Annotated in this window: 24 protein-coding genes; 17 read left to right on the top strand and 7 right to left on the bottom strand. The window is 47.7% G+C overall.

The features are described from left to right. Positions 1-323: 323 nt before the first annotated feature. The 5 genes from trxA to hemE all read left to right on the top strand — a co-directional run bounded on the left by trxA (position 324) and on the right by hemE (position 4,698). Positions 324-638 (top strand): thioredoxin TrxA, encoded by a 315-nt coding sequence (gene trxA / locus ABY044_RS07455; RefSeq protein WP_279420499.1) that lies wholly within the window; start codon positions 324-326, stop codon positions 636-638. A gap of 127 nt (positions 639-765) precedes the next feature. Beyond that, positions 766-2,022, top strand: a complete 1,257-nt coding sequence (rho, locus tag ABY044_RS07450) for a transcription termination factor Rho (protein WP_373019598.1) — start codon at positions 766-768, stop codon at positions 2,020-2,022. 176 nt (positions 2,023-2,198) lie between these two features. After that, positions 2,199-2,447 (top strand): type B 50S ribosomal protein L31, encoded by a 249-nt coding sequence (locus ABY044_RS07445; protein ID WP_028485686.1) that lies wholly within the window; start codon positions 2,199-2,201, stop codon positions 2,445-2,447. Positions 2,448-2,667: 220 nt separating this feature from the next. Next, positions 2,668-3,474: a thermonuclease family protein gene (locus ABY044_RS07440; RefSeq protein ID WP_373019597.1), complete on the top strand. Its 807-nt coding sequence runs from the start codon at positions 2,668-2,670 to the stop codon at positions 3,472-3,474. 159 nt (positions 3,475-3,633) lie between these two features. After that, positions 3,634-4,698 carry a uroporphyrinogen decarboxylase gene (hemE, locus tag ABY044_RS07435; RefSeq protein ID WP_373019596.1) on the top strand — a complete coding sequence of 355 codons (1,065 nt, stop codon included), beginning with the start codon at positions 3,634-3,636 and terminating at the stop codon, positions 4,696-4,698. A 106-nt stretch (positions 4,699-4,804) separates the two neighbouring features. Here hemE and ABY044_RS07430 read toward each other — a convergent pair whose 3' ends face one another. From ABY044_RS07430 to mutY, 3 genes are read right to left on the bottom strand one after another with little or no spacing between them, the layout of a single operon-like run. Next, positions 4,805-6,007, bottom strand: a complete 1,203-nt coding sequence (locus tag ABY044_RS07430; RefSeq protein ID WP_373019595.1) for an EAL and HDOD domain-containing protein — start codon at positions 6,005-6,007, stop codon at positions 4,805-4,807. A gap of 33 nt (positions 6,008-6,040) precedes the next feature. Then, positions 6,041-6,310 carry an oxidative damage protection protein gene (locus ABY044_RS07425; RefSeq protein WP_373019594.1) on the bottom strand — a complete coding sequence of 90 codons (270 nt, stop codon included), beginning with the start codon at positions 6,308-6,310 and terminating at the stop codon, positions 6,041-6,043. Beyond that, complete coding sequence (gene mutY / locus ABY044_RS07420) at positions 6,307-7,356, bottom strand: A/G-specific adenine glycosylase (protein WP_373019593.1); 1,050 nt, start codon at positions 7,354-7,356, stop codon at positions 6,307-6,309. Before mutY ends, ABY044_RS07425 begins: the two co-directional genes overlap by 4 nt. Before the next feature lie 114 nt (positions 7,357-7,470). On the opposite strand from mutY, the gene trmB reads away from it, so the two are divergent. Further along, positions 7,471-8,193, top strand: a complete 723-nt coding sequence (gene trmB / locus ABY044_RS07415) for a tRNA (guanosine(46)-N7)-methyltransferase TrmB (RefSeq protein WP_373019592.1) — start codon at positions 7,471-7,473, stop codon at positions 8,191-8,193. Positions 8,194-8,278: 85 nt separating this feature from the next. Here trmB and ABY044_RS07410 read toward each other — a convergent pair whose 3' ends face one another. Continuing rightward, positions 8,279-10,654, bottom strand: coding sequence for an AsmA family protein (locus ABY044_RS07410; RefSeq protein WP_373019591.1), 2,376 nt, complete (start codon positions 10,652-10,654; stop codon positions 8,279-8,281). After that, complete coding sequence (gene hemW, locus ABY044_RS07405; protein WP_373019590.1) at positions 10,651-11,799, bottom strand: radical SAM family heme chaperone HemW; 1,149 nt, start codon at positions 11,797-11,799, stop codon at positions 10,651-10,653. Before hemW ends, ABY044_RS07410 begins: the two co-directional genes overlap by 4 nt. A gap of 280 nt (positions 11,800-12,079) precedes the next feature. Between hemW and ABY044_RS07400 the strand changes: the two genes are divergently transcribed. Both ABY044_RS07400 and ABY044_RS07395 read left to right on the top strand, forming a co-directional pair. After that, positions 12,080-12,466, top strand: a complete 387-nt coding sequence (locus ABY044_RS07400) for a hypothetical protein (protein WP_373019589.1) — start codon at positions 12,080-12,082, stop codon at positions 12,464-12,466. 156 nt (positions 12,467-12,622) lie between these two features. Further along, the gene (locus ABY044_RS07395) at positions 12,623-14,020 is read left to right on the top strand and encodes an MBL fold metallo-hydrolase RNA specificity domain-containing protein (RefSeq protein WP_373019588.1); all 1,398 of its coding nucleotides are present in this window, start codon (positions 12,623-12,625) and stop codon (positions 14,018-14,020) included. Between the two features lie 85 nt (positions 14,021-14,105). Here ABY044_RS07395 and rdgB read toward each other — a convergent pair whose 3' ends face one another. Beyond that, positions 14,106-14,708 (bottom strand): RdgB/HAM1 family non-canonical purine NTP pyrophosphatase, encoded by a 603-nt coding sequence (rdgB, locus tag ABY044_RS07390; RefSeq protein ID WP_373019587.1) that lies wholly within the window; start codon positions 14,706-14,708, stop codon positions 14,106-14,108. A gap of 153 nt (positions 14,709-14,861) precedes the next feature. Here rdgB and ABY044_RS07385 point away from each other — a divergent pair, with 153 nt between their 5' ends. The 9 genes from ABY044_RS07385 (at position 14,862) to ABY044_RS07345 (ending at position 23,599) form a co-directional block, all read left to right on the top strand. Continuing rightward, positions 14,862-15,731 (top strand): YicC/YloC family endoribonuclease, encoded by an 870-nt coding sequence (locus ABY044_RS07385; protein WP_373019586.1) that lies wholly within the window; start codon positions 14,862-14,864, stop codon positions 15,729-15,731. A 144-nt stretch (positions 15,732-15,875) separates the two neighbouring features. Further along, complete coding sequence (locus ABY044_RS07380; protein ID WP_373019585.1) at positions 15,876-16,091, top strand: hypothetical protein; 216 nt, start codon at positions 15,876-15,878, stop codon at positions 16,089-16,091. A 187-nt stretch (positions 16,092-16,278) separates the two neighbouring features. Beyond that, positions 16,279-18,690: a penicillin-binding protein 1A gene (locus ABY044_RS07375; RefSeq protein ID WP_373019584.1), complete on the top strand. Its 2,412-nt coding sequence runs from the start codon at positions 16,279-16,281 to the stop codon at positions 18,688-18,690. Between the two features lie 47 nt (positions 18,691-18,737). After that, positions 18,738-19,622, top strand: a complete 885-nt coding sequence (locus ABY044_RS07370) for a fructosamine kinase family protein (protein WP_373019583.1) — start codon at positions 18,738-18,740, stop codon at positions 19,620-19,622. A 102-nt stretch (positions 19,623-19,724) separates the two neighbouring features. After that, positions 19,725-20,372, top strand: coding sequence for an adenylate kinase (gene adk / locus ABY044_RS07365; protein ID WP_373019582.1), 648 nt, complete (start codon positions 19,725-19,727; stop codon positions 20,370-20,372). A 205-nt stretch (positions 20,373-20,577) separates the two neighbouring features. Next, positions 20,578-21,177 (top strand): helix-turn-helix domain-containing protein, encoded by a 600-nt coding sequence (locus ABY044_RS07360; protein ID WP_373019581.1) that lies wholly within the window; start codon positions 20,578-20,580, stop codon positions 21,175-21,177. A gap of 219 nt (positions 21,178-21,396) precedes the next feature. Then, entirely contained in the window at positions 21,397-21,735 is a 339-nt protein-coding gene (locus ABY044_RS07355) for a P-II family nitrogen regulator (protein ID WP_373019580.1), read from the top strand. Between the two features lie 19 nt (positions 21,736-21,754). Next, positions 21,755-23,008: an ammonium transporter gene (locus tag ABY044_RS07350; RefSeq protein WP_373019579.1), complete on the top strand. Its 1,254-nt coding sequence runs from the start codon at positions 21,755-21,757 to the stop codon at positions 23,006-23,008. A gap of 138 nt (positions 23,009-23,146) precedes the next feature. Further along, a complete protein-coding gene (locus tag ABY044_RS07345; protein WP_373019578.1) occupies positions 23,147-23,599 on the top strand; it encodes an N-acetyltransferase family protein in 453 nt (150 codons plus the stop codon). 100 nt (positions 23,600-23,699) lie between these two features. Here the strand turns inward: ABY044_RS07345 and ABY044_RS07340 are convergent, their stop codons facing one another. Beyond that, positions 23,700-25,022 carry an FMN-binding glutamate synthase family protein gene (locus ABY044_RS07340; protein ID WP_373019577.1) on the bottom strand — a complete coding sequence of 441 codons (1,323 nt, stop codon included), beginning with the start codon at positions 25,020-25,022 and terminating at the stop codon, positions 23,700-23,702. Between the last annotated feature and the right edge of the window lie 36 nt (positions 25,023-25,058).

The raw sequence follows: 25,058 nt of genomic DNA, 5'->3' as shown, positions 1-25,058 counted from the left end.
ATATCGTACGCTAATTTAAAGTCCTTTTGGTAAAGCAAAGCCCATATTGCGAAAAATCATGCCTAAAAAATATTAACATTTACTTAAATCAGGCCTTGCAATTTGAATTCTATTAATGTAATAATTAGGTAATTCTAAAATTCAAGACACTATATGGATGTCTCATTCCTCTTTTAAATTTCGAATTTAAAAAATGGACTTCCATCATCGATTCAGATAATTTCCATACGAATCTAATTTGACTTCTCCCAGAATGGCTAAAGGCAACAGGGATGAATCAGCATACTCGTATAGAATAAAAATATATATTTAGGAGTTAAAATATGATTTCAACCAGCGATGCGAATTTTGAAGCTGAAGTACTACAATCCGACATTCCAGTTCTAGTCGATTTTTGGGCTGAATGGTGTGGACCTTGTAAGATGATCGCTCCGATCCTAGATGAAATTTCCGGCGAATACGACGGGAAAGTAAAAGTTGCAAAATTAAACATCGATGAAAACCCTGCAACACCTCCAAAGTACGGTGTGCGTGGTATCCCGACTCTAATGTTGTTCAAAAATGGTGAAGTTGATGCGACTCAAGTGGGTGCATTATCAAAATCTCAACTTTGCGCTTTCCTAGACGGAAACCTATAAGATTGGCGGTGTCTCGATAATTTATCGAGGCACCTGATTTTCCCGATTCAACCTCCTTTCCATTTTTACCTTCTTCTTTAACCCCTTTGAATAATCCTTATTCACAATAAAGACCCAGATTTAACATATGAACTTAACAGATTTAAAACAACAATCCGTCGCCTCTTTGATTGATCTTTCTACCAGCATGGGTTTAGACAACCTAGCTCGCTTACGTAAACAGGACATTATTTTTGCCATCCTGAAAGCGCATGCGAAAAAAGGGGAAGATATCTACGGTCAAGGGGTTCTAGAAATTCTACCGGACGGTTTCGGCTTCCTTAGAACCGCTGACGGTTCCTACCTAGCCGGACCGGACGACCTTTATGTATCCCCTAGCCAGATCCGTCGTTTCGGGCTGCGCAAAGGGGATACCATTCAAGGTAAGATCCGTCCGCCAAAAGAAGGCGAACGTTATTTCGCGCTATTAAAAGTCGAGAAAATCAACTTTGAAGAGCCGGAAGTCGCCCGTAAGAAAATCGCTTTTGAAAACCTGACTCCGTTACATGCTGAAGAGCGCATGAAAATGGAAATCGGTAACGGCAGTACCGAAGACATTACACCTCGTATCATCGATATTGCAGCTCCTTTCGGTAAAGGTCAGCGTGGTTTGATCGTCGCTCCGCCAAAATCCGGTAAAACCGTTATTTTGCAGCAGATGGCACAATCCATCGCGGAAAACTATCCGGACTGCTACTTGATCGTTCTTTTGATCGACGAGCGTCCTGAAGAGGTAACGGAAATGCAGCGTACCGTTCGCGGCGAAGTTATTTCTTCGACATTCGACGAACCTGCAACCCGTCACGTGCAAGTTGCCGAGATGGTTATCGAAAAGGCCAAACGTCTTGTAGAGCACAAAACCGACGTCGTTATCCTGTTGGATTCGATTACGCGTTTGGCACGTGCCTACAACACCGTTACTCCGGCTTCGGGAAAAATCCTTTCCGGTGGTGTCGACGCCAACGCCCTGCACCGTCCGAAGCGTTTCTTCGGTGCGGCGCGTAACATCGAAGAAGGCGGTTCTTTAACCATTATCGCTACCGCTCTTGTTGATACGGGCTCTAAAATGGACGAGGTTATCTTCGAGGAATTCAAAGGTACCGGTAACATGGAACTTCATCTTTCTCGCAATATTGCAGAGAAACGTGTATTCCCTGCGATCAACCTGGAGAAATCAGGAACGCGTAAAGAAGAGTTGCTGACTTCTCAGGAAGAACTACAGAACATTTGGATTCTTCGTCGCTTCCTACAATCCATGAACGAAGTCGAGGCTATTGAAACCCTGATCGACCAGATGAAGGTAACCAAAACCAACGGCGACTTGTTCAGTGCGATGAAACGCTAAATTTAGATAACCGATGGGTTACGGCGCTTTAAAAGCCGCAACCCGTACCGATAAAAGAGTATTTTTTGCAATAAATTCAAACAGAAACTTAAATTTTTTCTGAAAAGAGATTTGCAATTTTCATTTTTATCACTATAATTCACTTTTTTTGAAAAACTAATTAATGGACCGTCATCATGCAAGCAGACATTCATCCAGAATATAACGAAGTCGTTTTCCAGGACATCTCTACTGGAGAAACATTCTTGACTCGTTCTACTATTGAAAAAACTTCTGGCGATACAATTACTTTAGACGGTAAAGAATATCCGCTAGTTCGTGTAGAAGTTTCTAGCGCTTCTCACCCTTTCTACACAGGTAAGCAAACACTTGTTGATACTGAAGGGCGTGTTGAGAAGTTCAAACAAAAATACGCACGTCGTTAAGCAAAACTTTTTTAAAGTTCGCTTTTCGGATAAAGCGCTGCAATCCAAAGCTTTCAAGCCGCGGATACAGCGCTTTTTTTATGTCTGAAATTTTCTCTTCTTCCGATCATCCCACTTCTTTTGCCCACAATGGCCTTGTAATTGCTACCTTTTCGTACACCGGATCTGCAAACAAAGGTCTTTTTGTATTTAACCGAAAATAGCCATACAATTATTCGATATGAAGACAATCCTTATTCTCTGTTTATCCATCGGCCTATTCGCTCTATCCAACACGAGCCAAGCGGATGACTGTGCGCCAAAATCGGACCTCACCTGGGCTAAAGCAACCTATGCAGAAAGCGGCGATACTGTTGTCATACAAGGCTCTCGCTTCCGTTTGATCGGCATCCAGGCACCCCAGATTCAGCAGAAACAGAAATTCTATACACCCGGTCAACCTCTGGCAAAAGAGGCTCAACTCTTTCTTAACAAACTGTTAGCCAATAACAATCTCGAAGTCGGAATTGAATACGATACAACCAAAGTAGATGCGTTTAACCACCAACTCGCCCACCTTTTCCTGAAAGACGGTACCAACATTCAAGAAAAACTAGTGGAGAGCGGTTACGTCCTGGCTTTTACCAGCCACCAGAACACATTGCATGCTCGCTGCTATTTTGCTGCCGAACAAAAGGCCCGCAAGAACGGTTATGCACTATGGGATATCGCGAAGAAAAATCCGGAACTGCATTTTCCGGTCGTCGAAAGCTCCGAACTCCGCAAAGAAGATGACGGCTTCCGCATCATCAGCGGCGTGGTTGAAAAGGTCGAACAATCCAGCACCAACTACATCATCAACCTCGACACCACCGGTATACGGGTTTCCAAAAGATATTGGGATCGTTTTGATTTCGATTCCCTCAAAGCGCTACTAGGCAAAAAAATCGAAGTCCGAGGGCAATCTTTCTTCTACAAAGGTGCAATGTTTGTCGTGATCGACAATCCCTATGCGATCAACCTACTCAATCCGTTAAACCGGCCATAGACTCTTTCTTGCCCTCTAAATTGACCGGCCCGGCGTTTTTTAGTTTCGGTGACCGCCTATTTCCGTTAAAATAGTCCGATTAACTTATTCGGATTAAACCGGATTATCCTAGGATGATCATGAGCTTAATCACCCCCTAATGGAATAAAGGAATTCTCAATGGCAGATCTTCAAAACGACCGTTTTTTACGTGCACTTCTTAAAGAACCCGTTGACCGCACTCCCGTCTGGATGATGCGCCAAGCCGGTCGCTATCTGCCTGAATACCGCGCAACCCGCAAACAGGCCGGATCGTTTATGGATTTGTGCCGCAATAAAGAACTGGCTTGCGAAGTAACCTTGCAGCCGTTGGAACGTTTCCCGCTGGATGCCGCTATTCTGTTTTCCGATATCCTGACTATTCCTGACGCAATGGGGCTTGGCTTACGCTTTGAAACCGGCGAAGGCCCTGTGTTCGACAAGCCGGTGCGCACCATGGCTGACGCCAAGAACCTGTTCGTACCGGATATGGGCTCGGACTTAGGCTATGTAATGGATGCCGTCAGCACGATTCGTAAAAACTTGAACGGTCGCGTTCCTTTGATCGGTTTCTCCGGTAGCCCGTGGACGTTGGCAACTTACATGGTTGAAGGCGGATCGAGCAAAACCTATTCTAAAATCAAAGCGATGATGTACGACGAGCCAGCGACCCTTCACCATATTCTGGATGTTTTGGCGGATTCGGTAATCGCTTACCTGAACGCACAAATCGAGTCCGGTGCGCAAGCGGTTCAGGTATTCGATACTTGGGGTGGTGTATTGACGCCGAGAGACTACCAAGAATTCTCGTTGCGTTACATGCATAAGATCGTAGACGGCCTGAAACGTGAAAACGAAGGTCGCAAAGTGCCGGTCATCCTATTCACCAAGGGCGGCGGACAATGGTTGGAAAAAATGGCGGCCACCGGAGCGGACGCATTAGGTCTGGATTGGACGACGGACATCGACGAAGCCCGCGCACGCGTCGGCGACAAAGTTGCGCTGCAAGGAAATATGGACCCAAGTATCCTTTATGCCAAGCCGGAACGCATTCGTGAAGAAGTGGCGACCATCCTTGCTAAATACGGCAAAGGTTCCGGACACGTCTTCAACTTAGGTCACGGCATCCACCCGGAAGTCGATCCTGAGCACGCTGGTGCGTTTATCAATGCGGTTGTTGAGCTAAGCCCTCAGTACCACCAATAAAACGTGTTCCACACCATAAAAAAAGCCCGGTAAAATCCGGGCTTTTTTATTTTCGAATCACGGGCAGAGTTACTGACTCGCCCTCAATCCGTCATTGAGCAAACCGCTAAAAAGAAACCTCTTCGGAAAACTGCATCGCCTTAAGATACAAGTTAGACAATTCGATTGCCGACAGACCTTCCGGAACATCGAATTCGGTCGACCCTTGCTCGATACCTTTAACTATTTTAAGCGCATAACCCAAATTACCCTCATGGTTTAACAGCGCATCGCGCATCGTCGCCGACAAGCTTAACCTTTCAAGCAACTCTTCCATATCGCTGTCCATAATCGCATCCAAACTGGAGAACAGCCCGGCGGTAAAATAGGTATCGACCGAAAATCCTTTTATCTTGCCTCCGGCCAATTCACAAAATTTTGCTCGCGTTAAAGCGGTTTTAAAGAGTTCAACCGGCTTATCGTCCATCCCCGACAGCACTAGCATACTGGTCCAACTCTTCAGCCTTTCCAGTCCGAAACGCATCACGGCATCATGGATTGAATTCACCTCAAATCCATTACGGTTGGTTTCAGAAGCGAATTTAAGCAGCTTCTGGCTTAAACTGACATCCTGGCTAATGATCTCCGACAACCTGCGCATATCAACATCAGGATCGTAGACATTTTTTAGAAGCGATAAAACACCGAGTTTATTGGTAGGGAGACGCTTTCCGGCGATGATTTTCGGCTTGGCGAAAAAATACCCTTGGAAATAGTCGAAACCGAGTTTTTTACAGTATTCGAACTGATTGCAGTTTTCGACTTTCTCAGCCAGCAATTTAATGCCTTTGGCTTTGAGTTTAGCACTGTGTTCAATTAAATCCTTGGCACCGACCTGTAAAATATCTACCTTGATAATATCGGCAAAATCTTCCAGCACCTTAAGCTCGGGATTAAACACGTAATCGTCTAAAGCGATGGTAAAACCCTTGTCTCGCAGCATGCCCAAACAGTGAATTAACTGCGGCGTCACCTCGACGTCTTCAAGAACTTCAATAACGATATGCTTACGGGGGAAAAAGGATTCATAATCCGGATTCAGCAACCCTTCGGTAAAATTGATAAACGCCTTTTGCTCACCGACAACGTCTCTAAGACCGATATCCCCGAAAGCATTAAGCATGACTTGAGCGGAGGCTTGATCTCCGCCAAGAATGACTGCCTGATTGTCCTTGTCATTCCCTCGAAATAACAATTCATAAGCAAACAACTTCATCTCTTTATCAAAGATAGGTTGCCTTCCTACATATACATCTACCAAATGGGCCATATCGTCTTTTACCGAGCCAGTTGATTCTATGCGTTACAACGCTTTGAACTCATCCGGCATATCAATGTCTTCGTCATTAAACAAAAACTTCTGCATCTCTTCCTGCAAAAAGCTTCGGGCCTTAGGATCCAAACTTGATAAACGATATTCGTTAATCAAAATAGTCTGCTGAGCCAACCACTGTTTCCATGCTTCTTTAGAGATGTTATCAAACACTTTCTGACCTAACTCACCCGGGAAAGGAAGGAAATCCAACCCTTCCATTTCTTCGCCCATTTTTGCGCACTTGACCATTCTTGTCATAATTCTCTCTCCAATTGTCCCAGCAAACTCTTCACCGGGGCAGGCAGGCCCAATTCGTTAGCCTGCTCAAGGTTATGCCACTCACCAAGCCAATCCGCAGGAACTTCTTGCACCTGCTCGAGCTTTACCGGCTCAATATCCAAATGATAATGGCTAAACGTGTGGCGGAATGATTCCCATTTTACCAAACTCTGCCTGGAACCTACACGACTTTGCAACGTCGGTCCCAGAGCCCTCTCAAGCTCATCGATAGAATCGTACTGCGGCAAGCTCCACAATCCGCCCCAAATCCCGCTTTGCGGTCTTTGCTCTAACCAAATTTGATTACGCTCATTAAGCAACATCAATAAATTGGCCTGCTTAACCGGCTTGGTTTTCTTAGGTTTTGAATAAGGGAAGTCCGTCACTCGATTCTGCTGCAAGGCGGCACACCCGGCCGCTAGCGGACAGGCTTCGCAATCGGGCTTGGAACGGGTACACAAAGTCGCCCCCAAATCCATGATCGCCTGGGTATAGTCGTCAAAACGTTGTTCGGGCGTGAACAATTCAGCCTGCTCCCACAAACGGCTTTCAATCGCCTTTTCGCCCGGCCACCCTTCCACTGCAAGGTAACGGCTCAAAACCCGCTTAACGTTTCCGTCTAAAATCGGATAACGTTTTTTGTGCGCGATCGATAAGATGGCACCGGCCGTCGATCTTCCGATGCCGGGCAATGCAACAATTTCGTCGAACTCGGCCGGAAACTCTCCGCCATATTCTTGCTCTATCATCTGTGCCGCTTTATGCAGGTTGCGTCCCCGGGCGTAATAACCCAACCCGGACCAATGCGCCAAAACCTCATCCTGAGAGGCATTCGCCAACTGCCGTAAACCGGGAAAAGATTGCATGAATCGTTGGTAATAGGGGATGACCGTTTTCACCTGGGTTTGCTGGAGCATGATTTCGGAAACCCAAACGCGATAAGCGGTTTTATCCTGCTGCCAAGGTAAATCATGGCGGCCATGTATATCGAACCAGGCTAATAATTTTTCGGAAAATTCGTGCATCTTAAAACTGTTTTCAATCCCAAAAAGAGCCGCTACTGCGGCATAAAAGATACGGTATACTATACCGAAATTTTACTTTTCACTTTTATTTAGATACTAAATAGACCCAGCCTCATGACAGATTCCACTAACGATACTCAAAACCAATCCACCACACCAGAGCAACGACGCATCAAAAGTTTCGTGTTACGCCAAGGACGCATGTCGCAATCGCAGCAACGCGCCATGGACAACAACTGGCCTAAATACGGATTGGAAGTCACGGATAAATTACTCGACTTAAGCGAACTATTCGGTCGTGAAGCGCCGACGATTGTAGAAATCGGTTTCGGCATGGGTAAAAGCCTGGCGGAAATGGCCGAAGCCAACCCTCAGCAAAACTACATCGGTATCGAAGTGCATAGACCGGGTGTCGGCGCTTTACTGAAACTGGTCGAAGAGAAAGGCCTGACCAATATCCGCGTTTTCAATCACGATGCGATCGAGGTCTTGGAAAAATGCATTCCAAAAGCAAGTTTGGCGGCAGTCTACCTGTTCTTCCCCGATCCATGGCATAAGAAACGCCACAATAAACGTCGTATCATCCAACCGCAATTCGTCAAAACTATTGCAGGCCACCTAAAACCGGGTGGACATTTCCATATGGCAACGGACTGGGAAGATTATGCAGAACACATGATGGAAGTGATGAGCGCGGCGGAAGACTTCCGTAATACTCAGGCTGAAGGCGAATACACGCCGCGCCCAGACTACCGCCCGCTGACTAAATTCGAACAACGCGGCCATAACCTGGGACACGGCGTTTGGGATTTGATTTTCGAGAAAGTCAGCGCTTAATCAAGCGCTCCTTTTACATATCGATCCTGTTCTTCCGGCGGCAAATTCGGAATACTCCGAAAATCCGCCCGAAAACGCTTGTTAACTACTGCAGCAAAGCCTTCAGCTGATTCACCAGCTTCTGCTGATTTGCCGGATCGTTAAGCAGGCTTTGCAAATTAACACTCCACTGCGCCTGCTCCAAAGGGCCTTTATAACGCAACGGCACTTTCATGCCTTTCAAATGCGCTAAAGCTTTCGGCGGATTCGTCACCAGCACTTTCAGATTCGAATCGATCGTCGCCTTATTCAAATCCAGAATACCGGCACCGTTTCCTTTAAAACGCGGAGCCGTCACGCTTAACGTTTTCGCTTTATAAATCCCTTGTTTAACGGAGCCCTTGAGTAGGATGTCGTTATAAGCCATCTTATCGTCGGCAGTGACGGTTTTACCCGACAACAACTTATCAAGATCAACGCCGTAAAAATGCCCTTTATCCAAAGACATATTCAGATCACCGTTCATATTCTGAGTAAGTGCTTGCGGATTGCTTCCCAAAGTCGACAAATTAAACCGGGAACTCATACGACCGTCTAAAGGCTTGGTCTGCCAGCCGTCTTGCAACAACATCCCCATCTCCACTTGCTGCAATTGACCTTGCCAGCGGAATGCCGGCGTCGTGCCGTTAACATCCATCTCTATTTTCGAACTCAATTGCCCTTGATACAGTTCCGCATCAAACGGCGCCAGTTTCAATTTGCCTTTTTGAGCCTGTAATTCCACCGTCAAGTTTTGCACCTTGACGCCGGAAGCCACCAAGTCTCCAATGACCAGCTTGCCGTTTGCATTGAGTTCTCTCAATGTGGAAATCGGCACCGCTAGCGGCAGATACGTTTCTCTTTGCGTATTGCTGCTCGCAATCTCTTTCGAAGGCCTTGTATCCGCCGTTTTCGCTTTTTCAGTATTCGGCACCTTAGTTTGCTTTTCGGCCAACATCGAGTAGGCACGATAATCGTCGAGGTTTAATTGATCGATACTGAAATCGTAAGCGTACTCGACTTTAGGCGTCGCTTTACGCCATAGTCGTCCTTTCAAAGTCGAATTGTCCCAAGTTAAAGCAACATTGTTTAAATCAAGCTTGTCCTCCGACAACTCCCAATCAACCTGCCCCTTAATTTCAGTTAAGGCCTTAGGGTTAACGAATTCGGGCATCCTGACACCCAAATGCCGCCCCCAACTCTGAACATTAAAACCATTTACGGTCATGGTCCCGTACAAGTTCGCCTGTCCACCATACTGCCCGGAAAACGAAGTCGTAATTCTTGAACCCAACGCATCCAACTGCACCCGACTGACCTGAATCTGATTATCGACCAAATTCAAACCGAACATCTCACCCTTGGTGACCAAACGCATTTCCGGTACTTTATACTCTTCCGGCAGACTCAGCTTAAACACGCCCTGCCAATCCGTCACCTGCCAGCGCGAAAAGTCCTTGTTAATATCCATAAATGCGGTCAAATCAAATTCGTAATGACGTTTTCTCAACGTATTGTGATAAGCAAAATCGGTACGAACCTGAAACGGCCGCCCTAACGTGACATCGAACGCCAACAGGTTCAACCCGGAAATCACTGCCTGATGATTGGATACGGCATCCTGCACCTCAAAATGGCCTTTTTTAACGACCACACTTTGAAAATGCCAACCAAATGCCTCTTCTTCGACTGGCTCGATGGCTGTGTCCACTTCCGCCACGGCATTTGAGGAATCCGCCTTTGCGGATTGAATGGAAGATGTTACGTCCGGCAAATCTTCTGCAGCCGGCAAGGCTTGTTTCTGTGCCGTACCGATTTCAGATTCCTGTGCGGAACCCTCTACCGATTGCGCGACACGAAACAGTTTTGGTAAATCCTCCAAAGTCGCATTGGCAAAACGCCGTTCAAACGTGTCATCGGCCATTCGACTATTAGGGGCGGTCAGCTGTGCCAATCTGTGCCAATTGTTGCCGTCTTTATCGATCAGCAACACGACACTCGGCTCAATCAACTCCAAACCGATCACGGACAAGCGCTTGAAAATAAACAAATCCCACAACGATACTTCAACCCGTACTTTCTTGATCGACATTAGATTCGGTTGAGCGAACTTGTCGGCAAACTTCTCTTCGTTCTTTAGCGAGACCTCTCCCAAAGTAAACGTGAACGGAAACATCGAAACCTCAATCGCACCTTCGATCTTCAGTTCATGTCCGCTACGCTGCGCCACTTCCTGCTCGATTTGCGGCTTATACTGATTGAAGTCGATTAAACTGATGGCTGCGGCAAAACCCAAAAACAATAAAATCGGAATGATCGCTCCGATCATAATCAAGCGATTGGACCACTTGAACAGCTTGGCGGAATGCGACGCTTTCATAGGCGCCTGGTTATCTGCCGTACTTTCAGCAGAAACCGGATTTGTATCTTCGTGTGAATTCATAAAAACAACCCTACCACATCATTCAAATATTGTTGACCCAAAGCGGTCAAACGCAAATGGTTATTTTCGATCTGCGCCCAACGCTTTGATTCCATCTCATCCAATTGCGACTGAATCAAACTTAACGGCAACCCGGTTCGGAGATTGAACAACTGCAAATCAAAACCGTCCTGCAAACGCAATGCATTTAACATGAATTCGAATACGGCATCCATCTCGCCGACCAACGTGATCCGTCCCGGATTCGGACGCATCATCTCTTCGACATAACCTCCGGGCGATGCCGGCATCTGAGTCCGCCAAATCTTGCCTTCCGGCGGCGAAGTGATTTTACCGTGTGCGCCCGCACCCAAACCGATGTAGTCACCAAATTCCCAGTAGTTCAAATTATGACGACAAGCGCGATTAGGCTGGGCATAAGCGGAAACTTCGTAATGCCGATAACCGGCTTCGGCCAAACGCTGCTGGCAGGCCTGCTGCATTTCCCACGCCAGATCTTCGTCCGGCAACACTGGTGGCTGCTTGTAAAACGGCGTGTTCGGTTCAAGGGTCAATTGATAGTGGGAAAGATGCGGCGGTTCAAATTCGATGGCGGTTTCAACATCCGCGATCGCCTGTTCCAAAGACTGGTTCGGCAAAGCGAACATCAAATCCAGATTGAAGTTTTCAAACCCCGCCTTACGCGCGGCTTCGATGGCTTTGTGCGCCTCTTGCGAACTGTGGATACGTCCCAAAGCTTGCAGCTTGTCGTCGGCAAAACTTTGGATACCCATGGAAAGCCGGTTGATTCCGGCCTGACGGAAACCGTCGAATTTACCGAAATCAACCGTCCCCGGATTGGCTTCCAAGGTAATTTCGATTTCCGGCCCGAATCCCAACAAAGCGCGCGCTTGCGACATAAAACGGTTCAGTCCGGCTTCGGAAATCAAACTCGGGGTGCCGCCGCCAAAAAAGATCGATTTGATAGGGCGTCCCCAGATAAGCGGCAACGTCTGCTCCAATTGTTTCAACATAGTTTCTATGTATGCGGCTTCGTCGGCATTTTGTTTCAGAGTGTGAGAATTGAAATCACAATATGGGCATTTCTGTACGCACCACGGATAGTGCACATATAAACTCAAAGGAATCGGTTGGGTAAAATTCACAAAAAACTCTCAAACAATAAAATCAACACGTCTGTATTTGCCGATTATTCTACTCCCTTTCACCTCTTCAATATCGGCTATTTTGCTAGGGTTATCATTTGTTTTTATGCTTAACAGTAGAAATTAAATGGTTGTTTTCATTGAAATTGAATTAAACATTAGGAGATACTTAATTATCACTATATGGACGATAATTTTTACTACTTTTCACGTCTACTTAGCGATTCATTAAATAAGCTTAACCGCTTTAACAGTCATCAAATATCCGCCGGAGGACTTCATGATGAATCTGAAAAATTGGATTTTAAGCGTTATCAACCTGACATTACTCACCTTAATCCTACCCGCGTACGCCGGCGAACCGCCAACCAGAGCCATACTTTTAAACGCCGTTCAAGGCGACAAACCGCAAAAAGTCTCCATGCGGGTTACCCAAGGTCAAGCCAAGGGGTGCATCCTGGAAGCCAACGCATTTTTAAACAAGCAACGTTTACGTTATGAATACGATTTATCCTCTTCCCAGTGCGTTAAGGACGGCCAGGTCATCCCTGTCGGCCGTGTCGTTCGAGGACAACACAACATCAAAGGCACCATGGCTAACAGCGGCATGGGGCGCGATTACCTGATATCCAACAAAGGGGTTAACGTCACGCTGGATTATCAATAATTACAACCAAAACTCTAAAGACGCCGCTCATAGCACTCATCACGAAAAAATCAGTGCGACGACAGAACCGACAGGCCTGTTGATTTTGCTCAAGTCATAAACAATCAATCGATGTTATAGTGGCGCGGCGTTTCAATTTACTTCAGGAACAGTTTCATGACTCCAATTCAATCTTTTGGCGCGGCGGAAACCGTCACCGGCTCCTGCCATTTTCTACAACTAAAGCACGGACCCAAAATCCTTGTCGACTGCGGTATGTTTCAAGGCCGTGTCGAAAAACGTTCTTCCGAGGAATTTGGATTTGACCCGAAAGAAGTGGATGTATTGCTGATTACCCATGCGCACCTCGATCACGTCGGACGCATACCGAAGTTGGTAAAAGAAGGCTTCGACGGCCGCATCATCACTCTGCGTTCGACGATGGAGCTAGCTGAAGTGGTTCTGCTCGACAGCGCCAAGATCGCCGAAGAAGATCATAAAACCGAACTGAAAAAAGCGCTGCGCCGCGGTGAAGAAGACCAGGTCAAAGAACCGCTCTACACCATCGAAGACGTACGTGACGTGTTCGACCTAAATATCCAGTACGCGGATTACGATAAACCGATCAACGTTACTAACGAGGTACAGGTCACGTTCCGCAACGCCGGTCATATTCTCGGCTCCTCTACCATTCAAATCGATTTCAAAGAAAACGGCGAAAGTAAGACCGTCGTTTTCAGCGGCGACCTGGGAAACCGTAACGATATGGTAATGCCGTCACCGTCACCGGTCGAACACGCCGACGCACTTTACATCGAATCGACCTACGGCGATCGCAACCATCGCTCGCTGGAATCCAGCATTGAAGAGTTCAAACAAGCGATTACAGAAACCTTGACCAATCAAGGGAACGTGATGATTCCGTCGTTTGCGATCGAACGTACTCAAGAGATCCTGGTACTGCTGAAACAGATGTATTACGACAAAGAACTGCCGCCGTGCAAAGTGTATGTCGATTCGCCGATGGCGATCCGCGCCACCGAGATCTATAATCGCTACCGCAACGACCTTAACCAGTCGGCAAATGAGCTATTCAATCGCGACGGTTCGGTATTCGATTTTCCTTATCTCGAGTACACCCTGAAAGGCGAAGATTCCATCCGCATCAACGATGAAGAAAGTGGCTGTATCATCATCGCTGGAAGCGGCATGTGCAGCGGCGGACGCATATTACATCACTTCAAACACCGCCTCTGGAACCAACGTAACAGCGTCTTGTTTGTCGGTTATCAGGCCGAAGGAACGCTTGGTCGAATACTGGTTGACGGTGCCGACGAGATTCGCATCTACCGAGAAAAAATCAAAGTACGCGCCAAAATTCATATGATCAACGGTTTCTCCGCCCATGCCGATCAAAACGAACTGATTCAGTGGATGCAGGAGTTTAAACAACTCGGCAAGGTATTTTTAATTCACGGCGAACGCGACAAACAAGAAATCTTCAAACAGGTCATTGAGGAAAAACTGGATAAAACCGTGCATATCGTCGAATATGCCGAAGAGGTCTGGATTTAAATAACATCACGTAAAACCAAACAGGCCCGGTTCGAAACATTCCGACCGGGCCTGTTCAGTTTGGAACACGGATTTTGATCGAATCCTAATAATGTCCCAACCCTTTGATTTGCTCTACCAACGCATTCAACGCCTGAGCACGATGGCTGACGCGGTTTTTCTCTTCCTTGGAGATTTCCGCCGCGGTTTTTCCAAGTTCCGGCAGAACAAAGATCGGGTCGTAACCGAACCCCCCGTCGCCTTTCGGTTCGTGGCCGATTTCGCCTTTCCAGCGACCCAATCCGATTAACGGCGTCGGATCGGCGGCGTGACGACAAAACACCATTGCACAATAGTAACTCGCCTGACGCATACACGGAGGCACCTCGTCCATATCCGCCAGCAGTTTCTGCAAGTTGTCTTCGTCACTGGCTTTCTGCCCCGCATAACGTGCCGAATAAATACCCGGACGTCCTTGCAGCGCCGTCACCTCAATACCGGAATCATCGGCAATCGCAGGCAAACCGGTTTGCTCGCAAGCAAAACGTGCTTTTAAAATCGCATTCTCGATAAACGACAATCCGGTCTCGTCGGCTTCACCTTTAAAGAACTCGAACTGCGGTTTCACCCCCCAACCCAAAGGCTGCAGGATTTCCGTCATTTCCTTAATTTTGCCTGCATTACCGGTAGCCAATACAACCTGATTCATTCCCTTCTCCAGTACATCCTTTAAAATTTAATCGGAATCAATCGCCGTAGCCGAGACGATGAACACTCGCACTGTTCCCTTTCTCTTAATAAGCGGTAGAATGGGATGCATTATAAACCAAGGCACTTTTAAGTGGGACGATGGAGTCTAACGATGAAAAGCATGACCGCTTTCGCACGCACGCAAATAACGACGGATTGGGGTAATTTCAGCTGGGAAATTCGTTCGGTCAATCAACGCTATCTGGAAACGTATTTCAAGCTACCGGACAACCAACGTCACCTTGAAATGAAAATCCGCGACCAACTCAAACAGTTACTCCATCGAGGTAAGGTCGAAGTCAGCCTAAAAGTATACGACAACCAATCCGATCAGGCATTCAAGGTCAATCAGGCCGTGCTTCAGCCCTTGTCGCAAGCGGTCTGTGAAGTACAGCAAACCTTAATGGAAGCGACTCAAGTCAATCCGTTGGAAATCCTTAACTGGCCGGGCGTGTTGGGCAGCGACGAACTTGACGAAACCGTCTTGGAGCAGCGCGAAACGGATCTTTTCGCAGGATTGCAGCAAACCATCACCGCCCTGAACGAACACCGTTTGCGGGAAGGGGCCGCCTTAAAAGAGATCATCCTGCAACGCTGCGATGCGATTGACGGTTATATCGACGAAGCGCAACAATTGCTACCGGAAATCATCGCCACTCAAACCGAAAAGTTAAGGCAGCGTATCGCCAGCCTACTGGAAGAGTTCGACGAAATGCGTGTACATCAGGAAGTGGCGATTCTGGCACAAAAGCTGGATGTGCATGAAGAGTTGGACCGCTTGCGCACGCATTTAACGGAAGTACGTCACGTCATGGAGTCGAAAGACGCTATTGGCCGCAGACTCGACTTTTTAATGCAGGAACTTAATCGCGAAGCCAATACGTTGGGTTCCAAATCGGCCGATAGCCGCACTTCGCAAATCGGCGTTGAACTCAAAGTACTGATCGAACAGATGCGCGAACAAGTGCAAAATATTGAATAATCAATTAATTAACATCCTGAACCGGAAATGGATTAGCTGTATTTCTTGATTGAAATCAATCATTTTTATTTGAAATTCGACTTTAACAAAAGTATAGTTCCAACTGTTATAAAACCAATAATATTTTATCTGAGGCGCATTACTATGAGTAATTTAATAAAAATGCTATTAACCATCGTTGTAGCGGTAGTGGTTCCTTTAGCTGTTCTACTAGGAATTTGGGCGGATATCCTGCCACAATCTATCCAGGTTGCTATCGGTGTCATCGGTGTTGTTTCTGCAATTGCCTTCATCCTAGTAGGTAACTTGTATTTGATGTGGAGCGACATCAAAAGCGGTCGTTACAGCAAGAACTCTTAAGCAACTCCCCTTTAAAGTAGCTTGAGAATTAAAAAGCCCGGCAAATGCCGGGCTTTTTGCATTTTAGAATCGATTACTTTTAATGTGTCCCATGCCTTTTCAAATAATAAGAAGGTATAATGACGACTGTTTTCAACGTCTGATAACTAATTAATAAACCAGTTAAAACGGCAAAACCAGAGCACTTATGAGCGACACAAACCCTCAATCACCAGATTCACAACCAGAAACGCCGACAAAGCCAAAACGTAAACTCAAACGCTTTGTCTGGTTGACCGTATTTATCAGTTTCTTCGTGACGCCGCTATTGGCGATGATGGTTTATGTGTTCACCGTCTATCCAACCCTGCCTGATGCAACCGCTTTAAAAGACGTTACCTATCAAGTGCCTCTTCGTATCGTCAGCGAAGACGGCAGACTGATTAGCGAGATCGGAACCAAAAAACGTATTCCTCTGGATTACACTGAAATTCCCGAGCGTATGACTCAAGCGATCATCTCCGCAGAAGACGAAAGCTTCTTCGAACACGGGGGGGTCGATTTCAAAGGTCTAGCACGTGCAGTTTACGAACTGGTCTCTACCGGAAGCAAGAAATCCGGGGGCTCGACCATCACCATGCAGGTGGCTCGTAACTTCTTCCTAACCAAAGAAAAGACCTATCTGCGCAAACTCAACGAGATCATTCTCGCGTATAAAATCGAAAATGAAATTACCAAACAGGAAATCCTGGCGCTCTACCTCAACAAAATTTTCCTAGGCTACCGCTCTTACGGAGTCGCCGCAGCGGCGCAAACCTACTATGGCAAGCCAATCAACGAACTGTCTCTGGACGAATACGCGATGATTGCCGGTTTACCGAAAGCGCCATCCGCCTACAATCCGATCGCCGATCCGGATCGAGCCAAGCTGCGCCGTAACTATGTATTGCGCCGTATGTACGAACAGGGCTTCATCACCGAAGAAGAGATGCAGCAGGCTCAGTCCGTCGAAGTCCATGCCCAACGCATTGGAGCACGTATCGACATTGAAGCCGGCTACGTTGCTGAAATGGCTCGCAGCTTTGCGGTAGAGCACTTCGGTGAAGACGCACTTAAACAAGGGCTGACTATCGTCACCAGCATCAACAGCCGTTTACAAAACGAAGCGAATCTGGCGGTTAGAGACGGATTGCAGGAATACGAACGCCGTCACGGTTACCGCGGCCCGATTAAACACCTGACACCGACTGAAATGAGCGACCGTGAAGCCTTGTTAGAGGTGCTTAACGAAGTGCCTAAATACGGCCACCTCAAAACCGGTATCGTTACCCAATTCGCTAAAACCGACACCAAAGTGTTAATGCTGGACGGAAAAGACATCAGCCTGCCTTTCGAAACCATGAAATGGGCGGCGCCTTACATCGACGTCAACCGAATGGGACCTGAACCGACCAAACCTCAGGATGTTTTGAAAGTCGGCGACATCATCTATTTACAGGAACTAAACGGTCAATGGCAACTGGCTCAAGACCCACAAACCGAAGCGGCTTTGATTTCGATTTCGCCTAAAGACGGACAAATTCTTGCACTCGTCGGAGGTTTCGACTACTTCCGCAGCAAGTTCAACCGTGTGGTTCAAGCCCAACGCCAACCGGGATCGAACTTCAAACCGTTCTTATATACAGCTGCCTTCGATAAAGGGCTGACCCCGGCAACCATCATCAACGATGCACCGGTTGTATTCCACGACCGTGCACTGGAAGACGTCTGGCGTCCGGAAAACTATTCGGGACAGTTCTACGGCCCGACCCGTTTGCGTAAAGCGTTGGCTTACTCGCGCAACCTGGTTTCAATCCGACTATTGCAACGAATCGGCATCAACTACACCGTCGATTACGTGCAGCGTTTCGGCTTGCCGGAAGAAGAGATGAACAAGCACCGCGACCTGTCGTTAGCCTTGGGTAGCGCGCAGTTCACGCCTTGGCAGATCGTGCAGGCTTATGCAACCTTCGCCAATACCGGTTATAAGATCAGCCCGTACCTGATTAAAGAGGTGCGCGACTTCAACGGCGACGTCATCTACCGCGCCCAACCGAAAACCGCTTGTGCGGTACAGTGTATGGAAGACGATCCGAACAGTGCGCCGCGCGTGATTAGTCCGCAAACCGCTTACATCACGACCTCGCTGATGCAGGATGTCATCAGATACGGTTCCGGCAGACAGGCCAATATCCTCAAACGCGAAGACATCGCCGGTAAAACCGGTACCACCAACGATCAAAAAGACGCGTGGTTCTCCGGTTTCAATCCGGATGTGGTAACGACGGTCTGGGTTGGATTCGACACACCGTCCACACTTGGACGCAGAGAAGTCGGCGGACGTGCTGCCTTGCCGATCTGGATCGATTACATGCGTGTCGCACTCGCGGATTCTCCAAACGTACCGTTTGCCCGTCCGGACGGACTGGTCAATGTGCCGATTAATCCGGACACCGGTGAAGCGGTTCCTGCCGACACGCCGGGCGCATTCTTCGAGGTCTTCAAAGAGGATAATGCACCCAAGGTTCCGGATATCACTCAAACCAAGATTCGTCAGATCACGGAAGAGTTATTCAAGTAATTGCCCATGCAATTCTGAATCTGCACGACAAAACGGGAGACTTACAAATGGATTGGTCCGATTTTTCAGATACGCTAAGTCAGTCTCTCGAACGCGATTTTCATATCGAAACGGCCGCTCCGGTTGCGGGCGGAGACATTCATCAAGCCTATCGACTCCATACCGCGCAAGGCAATTTTTTTGTCAAACTCAACCGTGCCGAAGCACTGCCGATGTTTAAGACCGAGGCCCACAACCTTGAGGCCATCGCCAAATCCGGCAGCATCCTATGCCCAAAACCCCTAGGATTCGGACTGCACAACCATCAGGCTTGGCTGTTGATGGAATATCTGCAATTAACTTCGCACGGCGACGATTTTCAACGCGGACGCGATCTGGCATTGATGCATCATCAAATACATCGAGACCCGCAACCTTTCGGCTGGTTTGAGGATAATTATATCGGCCATACTTTACAGTCCAATCGCTGGCACAGTGACTGGATAGGATTTTACGGCGAACAGCGCCTGCGTCCGCAACTGGAGTTAGCTCAATTGCGCGGCGCTTCGCGTTCGCTGTACGACCAAGGCGTTCTATTAATAGACAAACTGCCTGCCTGGTTCGAACACTACCTACCGGAAGCATCGCTGTTACACGGCGACCTATGGGGCGGCAACAGCGCCTTCACCGAACAAGGGGATGCAGTGATTTTCGATCCGGCCTGTTATTACGGCGATCGCGAAACCGATCTCGCTATGACCGAATTATTCGGCGGGTTTTCAGCGGTTTTTTACAGCGGTTACAATGAAGTCTTTCCGCTTGATGCCGGTTACCAACAGCGTAAACCGCTCTACAACCTCTACCATATTCTGAATCACTTTAACCTGTTCGGCGGCCATTACGAACACCAGGCGCAACGCACCATAGATCAATTATTGTCGTCAAAATCCTAGTGACCTCCGAACGGATTCAAGCGGCACTTTAAATCTCGTCATATAGCCGTATAATATGCCGCATATTTGAACCGATTATTCACTTAACCTCAGGAAATTCCAATGAAATTCATCCTTCTTGGCGCACCGGGAGCCGGTAAAGGCACTCAAGCTCAATTCTTAACCAAACAATTCAACATCCCTCAAATCTCGACCGGCGACATGCTGCGCGCTGCGATCAAAGCCGGCACGCCAATGGGCAAACTGGCTAAAGAGTTTATGGATGCCGGTAAATTGGTCACGGATGAAATCATTATCGGACTGGTTAAAGACCGCATCGCCGAAGAAGACTGCAAAAACGGTTTCTTGCTGGATGGCTTCCCGCGTACCGTACCTCAAGCGGACGCTCTAAAAGCTGCCGGCGTTGAAATCGATGCCGTCGTCGAGATCGACGTTCCGGACGAAGAGATCGTCAACCGTATGTCGGGGCGACGCGCTCACCTGGCTTCGGGCAGAACTTATCACACCGTCTACAATCCGCCTAAAGTGGACGGTAAAGACGACATTACCGGGGAAGACCTGGTGCAACGCGATGACGACAAGCCTGAAGTCGTTAAAGACCGTTTGAACGTCTACCATGAACAAACTGCACCGCTTATCGACTACTACACCGAGATGGCGGCAGATAATTCCGGCCTGACCTACGTGAAAGTAGACGGTACTCAAAGCATTGCCGATGTTGAAAAAGCAATTTTGACCGCTTTAAACTAAATCTTTAAAAGCCCGGTTGAAGCCGGGCTTTTTTATTTACGATCGTCGACAAAAAAGTACACTTCCCCCTCCAAACCAGCAAAAACGCTCCTCTTTTCCCACTCCTCAAGCTTTTTTCAAGCATCTTTTCAAAAGCCTCTGCGTCATTTTCTGTATAATTCGTTTTAACTTAATGACCAAAAAATCGTATTAAGGCAAAAACACTATGAGCGGAAAGCAAAATCAATCACTCGATATCTATATTGGCAAAGTCATTAACAACGTCAGAAAAAAACAAGGGCTGACTATCGCAGAAGTTTCGGATCAATCCGGTATCAGCCGCGGCATGTTAAGTAAAATCGAAAACGCTCAAGTTTCTCCCAGCCTGGATTCACTGTTAAAAATTTCACGCTCGCTCGGCGTACCTATCTCCTCTTTCTTCAAAGAGTTCGATTCCGACGAAGAAGGCGGCGCCCAACTGGTTAAGGCCGAAGAAGCCTTGGAAGTCGTGCGTAGAGGAACTAAAGTCGGTCACACTTATCAGCTGCTGGCTTACGATACAGGCCCACATAAAACCTTTGAACCTTTTTTGATCTCGCTCGACAATAAAAGCGAAATCTTTCCCGCTTTCAGTCATGAAGGCACGGTATTCATGCACCTACTAGAAGGTGAAATGATCTACCGCCACGGAAAACAGACCTATCATATGAAACCCGGCGACTCATTAACTTACGATGCTCGAATCTCTCATGGCCCGGAAGAACTCATCGAAGTTCCGATTCGCTTTTTGAACATCATCTACTACGGCAATAACGCACCAGACTGATTATTATTACAGTCATTATGGTGCACCTTTCTTTCTATCACCACGCCAACATCTAAAAATATTACATATCCCCTTGTTTTAAAAGGGAAAATATTTCCTGGAATTAAACTTTCTTATTCCTCCTGGGTATTTGTTCCATACCCACCTTAGAGCCAAATTACTTTTTCAATCAGTAAGTTGGCTCTTTTTCATTATTTCATTTACCGGAGGAGATCGTACATGAATTTAATTAAAGCGATCATCAACCCTTATAAGTTGGACGACGTTCGTGATGCCCTATCAGAATTGGGTACTTATGGACTTACTGCGATCGAAGTTAAGGGTTATGGTCGCCAAAAAGGTCAAAAAGAGATCTATCGCGGGGCGGAGTATGAAATCTCCTATGTTCCCAAGATAATGATTGAGGTTGCAGTGTCGGATGACGCCTTGGAAAAGGTCGTCACATGCATTGCAGAAACGGCGCGTACTGGAAAGATCGGTGATGGGAAAATTTTCGTTTTGCCATTAGAGCAGGTCATTCGAGTTCGTACATCAGAAACAGGGGATGAAGCTTTATAAGCGAATTTTGGAGTAAATTATGGAAGGAAATTTGTCACAGTTATCCTACGCACTGGATACCTTTTACTTTTTAATGAGCGCTGTGCTTGTCATGTGGATGGCCGCTGGTTTCGCAATGCTTGAAGCGGGGCTGGTTCGTAGCAAGAACACAGTTGAAATCTTAACCAAGAACGCACTGCTTTACAGTGTTGCGTGTACCATGTACCTGATCGTCGGTTACAACTTCATGTATCCTGGCGACCCAATCAGTGCATACCTACCTAACATTTCATTCATGTTGGGTGCAGATCACACTGTTGACGCTGTCGTTGCCGGCGGTGAAGGCGCTCCTTACTACTCAGCAATGTCTGACTTCATCTTCCAGGCTGTATTCGCCGCTGCAACAATGTCGATTGTTTCCGGTGCGATTGCCGAGCGTATGAAGCTATGGCCATTCCTAATCTTCGCGGTTGTTATGACTGCATTCATCTATCCGATGGAAGGTTACTGGAAATGGGGCGGCGGCTGGTTGGATCAGCTAGGTTTCCAAGATTTCGCCGGTTCTGTTGTTGTTCACATGGCTGGTGCAGCGGCGGCTTTGGCTGCGGTTATCCTAGTCGGTCCTCGTATTGGTAAATACGGTGAAAACGGTGAAGTGCGCGCGATTCCTGGTGCTAACCTACCAATGGCGACATTGGGTATGTTCATCCTTTGGATGGGTTGGTTCGGTTTCAACGGTGGTTCGGAACTTATGGTTTCGAACGTCGACGAAGCAAACGCTGTAGCGGCTGTTTTCGTTAACACCAACGCTGCTGCTGCCGGTGGTATGATCGCTGCTGCATTGCTAGGTCGTGTACTATTCGGTAAAACTGACCTTACAATGACAATCAACGGTGCGCTAGCCGGTCTTGTATCGATCACTGCAGAACCTTTAGCGCCGACTCCTGGTCTGGCTCTATTCATCGGTATCGTGGGTGGTCTGATCGTTGTATTGTCTGTTATCGCTATCGATAAGATGAAACTGGATGATCCTGTTGGTGCAATCTCTGTACACGGTACAGCGGGTATCTGGGGTATCTTCGCGGTACTATTCAGTAACTCAGACGCGACTTTCATGGGTCAGTTGATCGGTACGGTTGCGACATTCGCATGGATGTTCATCGCTTCTTTCGTGGTGCTATATATCATCAAGAAAACGATGGGACTTCGTCCTACTAAAGATCAGGAACTTGAGGGTCTGGACGTTGAAGAATGCGGTATGGAAGCATACCCTGAATTTGCTAATAAAAACTAACTCTAGAAAGAGAATAGCAAAATCGAAAAGCCGCAATTTATTGCGGCTTTTTGCTTTCTACGTTAAATATGCTTAACCAATCGGGCCTGTCTTAGACAGGCTTGATTGATTAAACATCTTTAAACAGGAAAACAATCGATGACGAACGTAGACATTAGACCGGCCGAACTCTCGGATATAACCGAAATGGTCGGCCTGCTTGAATCATTATTCGCATTGGAAGAGGACTTTGCTTTCGACGCCGCCAAACAAGCTAAAGGCATCCAACTGCTTCTTGAAGACGATCATTGCCGTTTTCAAGTGGCCGAATACGATGGCCGGGTGGTCGGAATGTGCAGTGCTCAATGGGTTTATTCCACCTCGGAAGGTGCCAAATCGGCTTGGATTGAAGACTTAGTGGTGGCCGGGGAAATGCGCGGCAGACAAATCGGAAAAAGACTGTTGGATTCGGTATTGGAGTGGAGTAAAGCTCAGGGATGCACCCGTGCGCAACTGGTGTACGATCAAGACAACCAACCGGCCATTGGATTTTACCGTCATCAGGGATGGCAGCAAACCAATCTCGGCGTGTTCAAATACAGTATCAAATGAACAATAATCAAGCATAAAAAAAGGGCGGAAAGTATTCACTTATCCGCCCTATCAAAAACCGGCTGGAACTTACCGGCTGAAACACCTTCTGAGGTAAAAATTAATAACGCAACTGTCCAGGAATCCAATCGGTTCCTGCCAGAGGCACACCGGCCATCGCAGCCGACTCGACCGTCAAGGCCACCAAATCCTCCGGCTCCAGGTTGTGTAGATGCGACTTACCGCAAGCACGCGCCAACGTCTGGGCTTCCATCGTCAATACATTCAGATAATTCGCCAAACGCTTGCCCGCTTCTTCCGGATTCAATCTGGCCGCTAAATCCGGATCCTGAGTAGAAATCCCCGCAGGACACTTACCTTCATGGTAGTCGTCGTAAAAACCGGCGTCCGAACCGATCTTCTGATATTCCTTGCTCCACTTCGGATGGTTACAACCTAGTGCCACCAGCGCGGCCGTACCGATCGCCACTGCGTCGGCACCCAACGCCATTGCTTTAGCCACATCGGCACCACTGCGGATACCACCGGAAACGATCAACTGTACCTTGCGGTGCATACCCATCTCCTGCAATGCTCTCACAGCCTGCGGAATCGCCGCCAAGGTCGGGATTCCGACGTGTTCGATGAAAACGTCCTGAGTCGCAGCGGTACCGCCCTGCATCCCGTCAACGACAATCACGTCCGCACCGGCTTTTACCGCCAGCTTGACGTCATAATAAGTACGGGTCGCACCGATCTTGATATAGATTGGGACTTGCCAATCGGTGATCTCCCGCAATTCCTGAATCTTAATCGCCAGATCGTCCGGGCCGGTCCAGTCAGGATGACGGCAGGCGCTTCGCTGATCGATCCCTTTCGGCAGGTCACGCATTTTAGCGACACGGTCGGTGATCTTCTGCCCTAACAGCATTCCACCGCCGCCCGGCTTGGCGCCCTGGCCTAATACCACCTCAATCGCATCCGCCTTACGCAAGTCGTCCGGGTTCATCCCGTAACGCGAAGGAAGATATTGATATACCAAAGTTTTTGAGTTACCGCGCTCTTCCGGCGTCATGCCGCCGTCACCGGTTGTGGTACTGGTACCGACCATGTTTGCACCACGTCCCAACGCTTCTTTGGCATTGGCGGACAAAGCACCGAAACTCATCCCGGCAATGGTGATCGGAATATCCAGCTTAATCGGTTTTTTGGCAAAACGCGTTCCCAATACCACATCGGTTCCGCACTTCTCGCGATACCCCTCCAAAGGATAACGCGACATACTCGCTCCCAGTAGAAGCAGGTCGTCAAAATGCGGGACCTTACGCTTCGCACCGAAACCTCGGATGTCATAGATACCGGTGTCGGCTGCACGTTGAATTTCGTGGATAACGTCACGTGTAAATGTTGCCGATTCAATCATTCCTGGTTGTTTAACAGTCATGTCAGACTCCTTTTCGTATTCTTTTAATGGGCACTG

Origin of the sequence: Thiomicrorhabdus sp., from assembly GCF_041583835.1 — a bacterium.
In the GTDB taxonomy this organism is placed as follows: domain Bacteria; phylum Pseudomonadota; class Gammaproteobacteria; order Thiomicrospirales; family Thiomicrospiraceae; genus Thiomicrorhabdus.
Note: the sequence above shows the minus strand (reverse complement) of the source record. Positions and strands in the feature narration are given on the sequence as shown.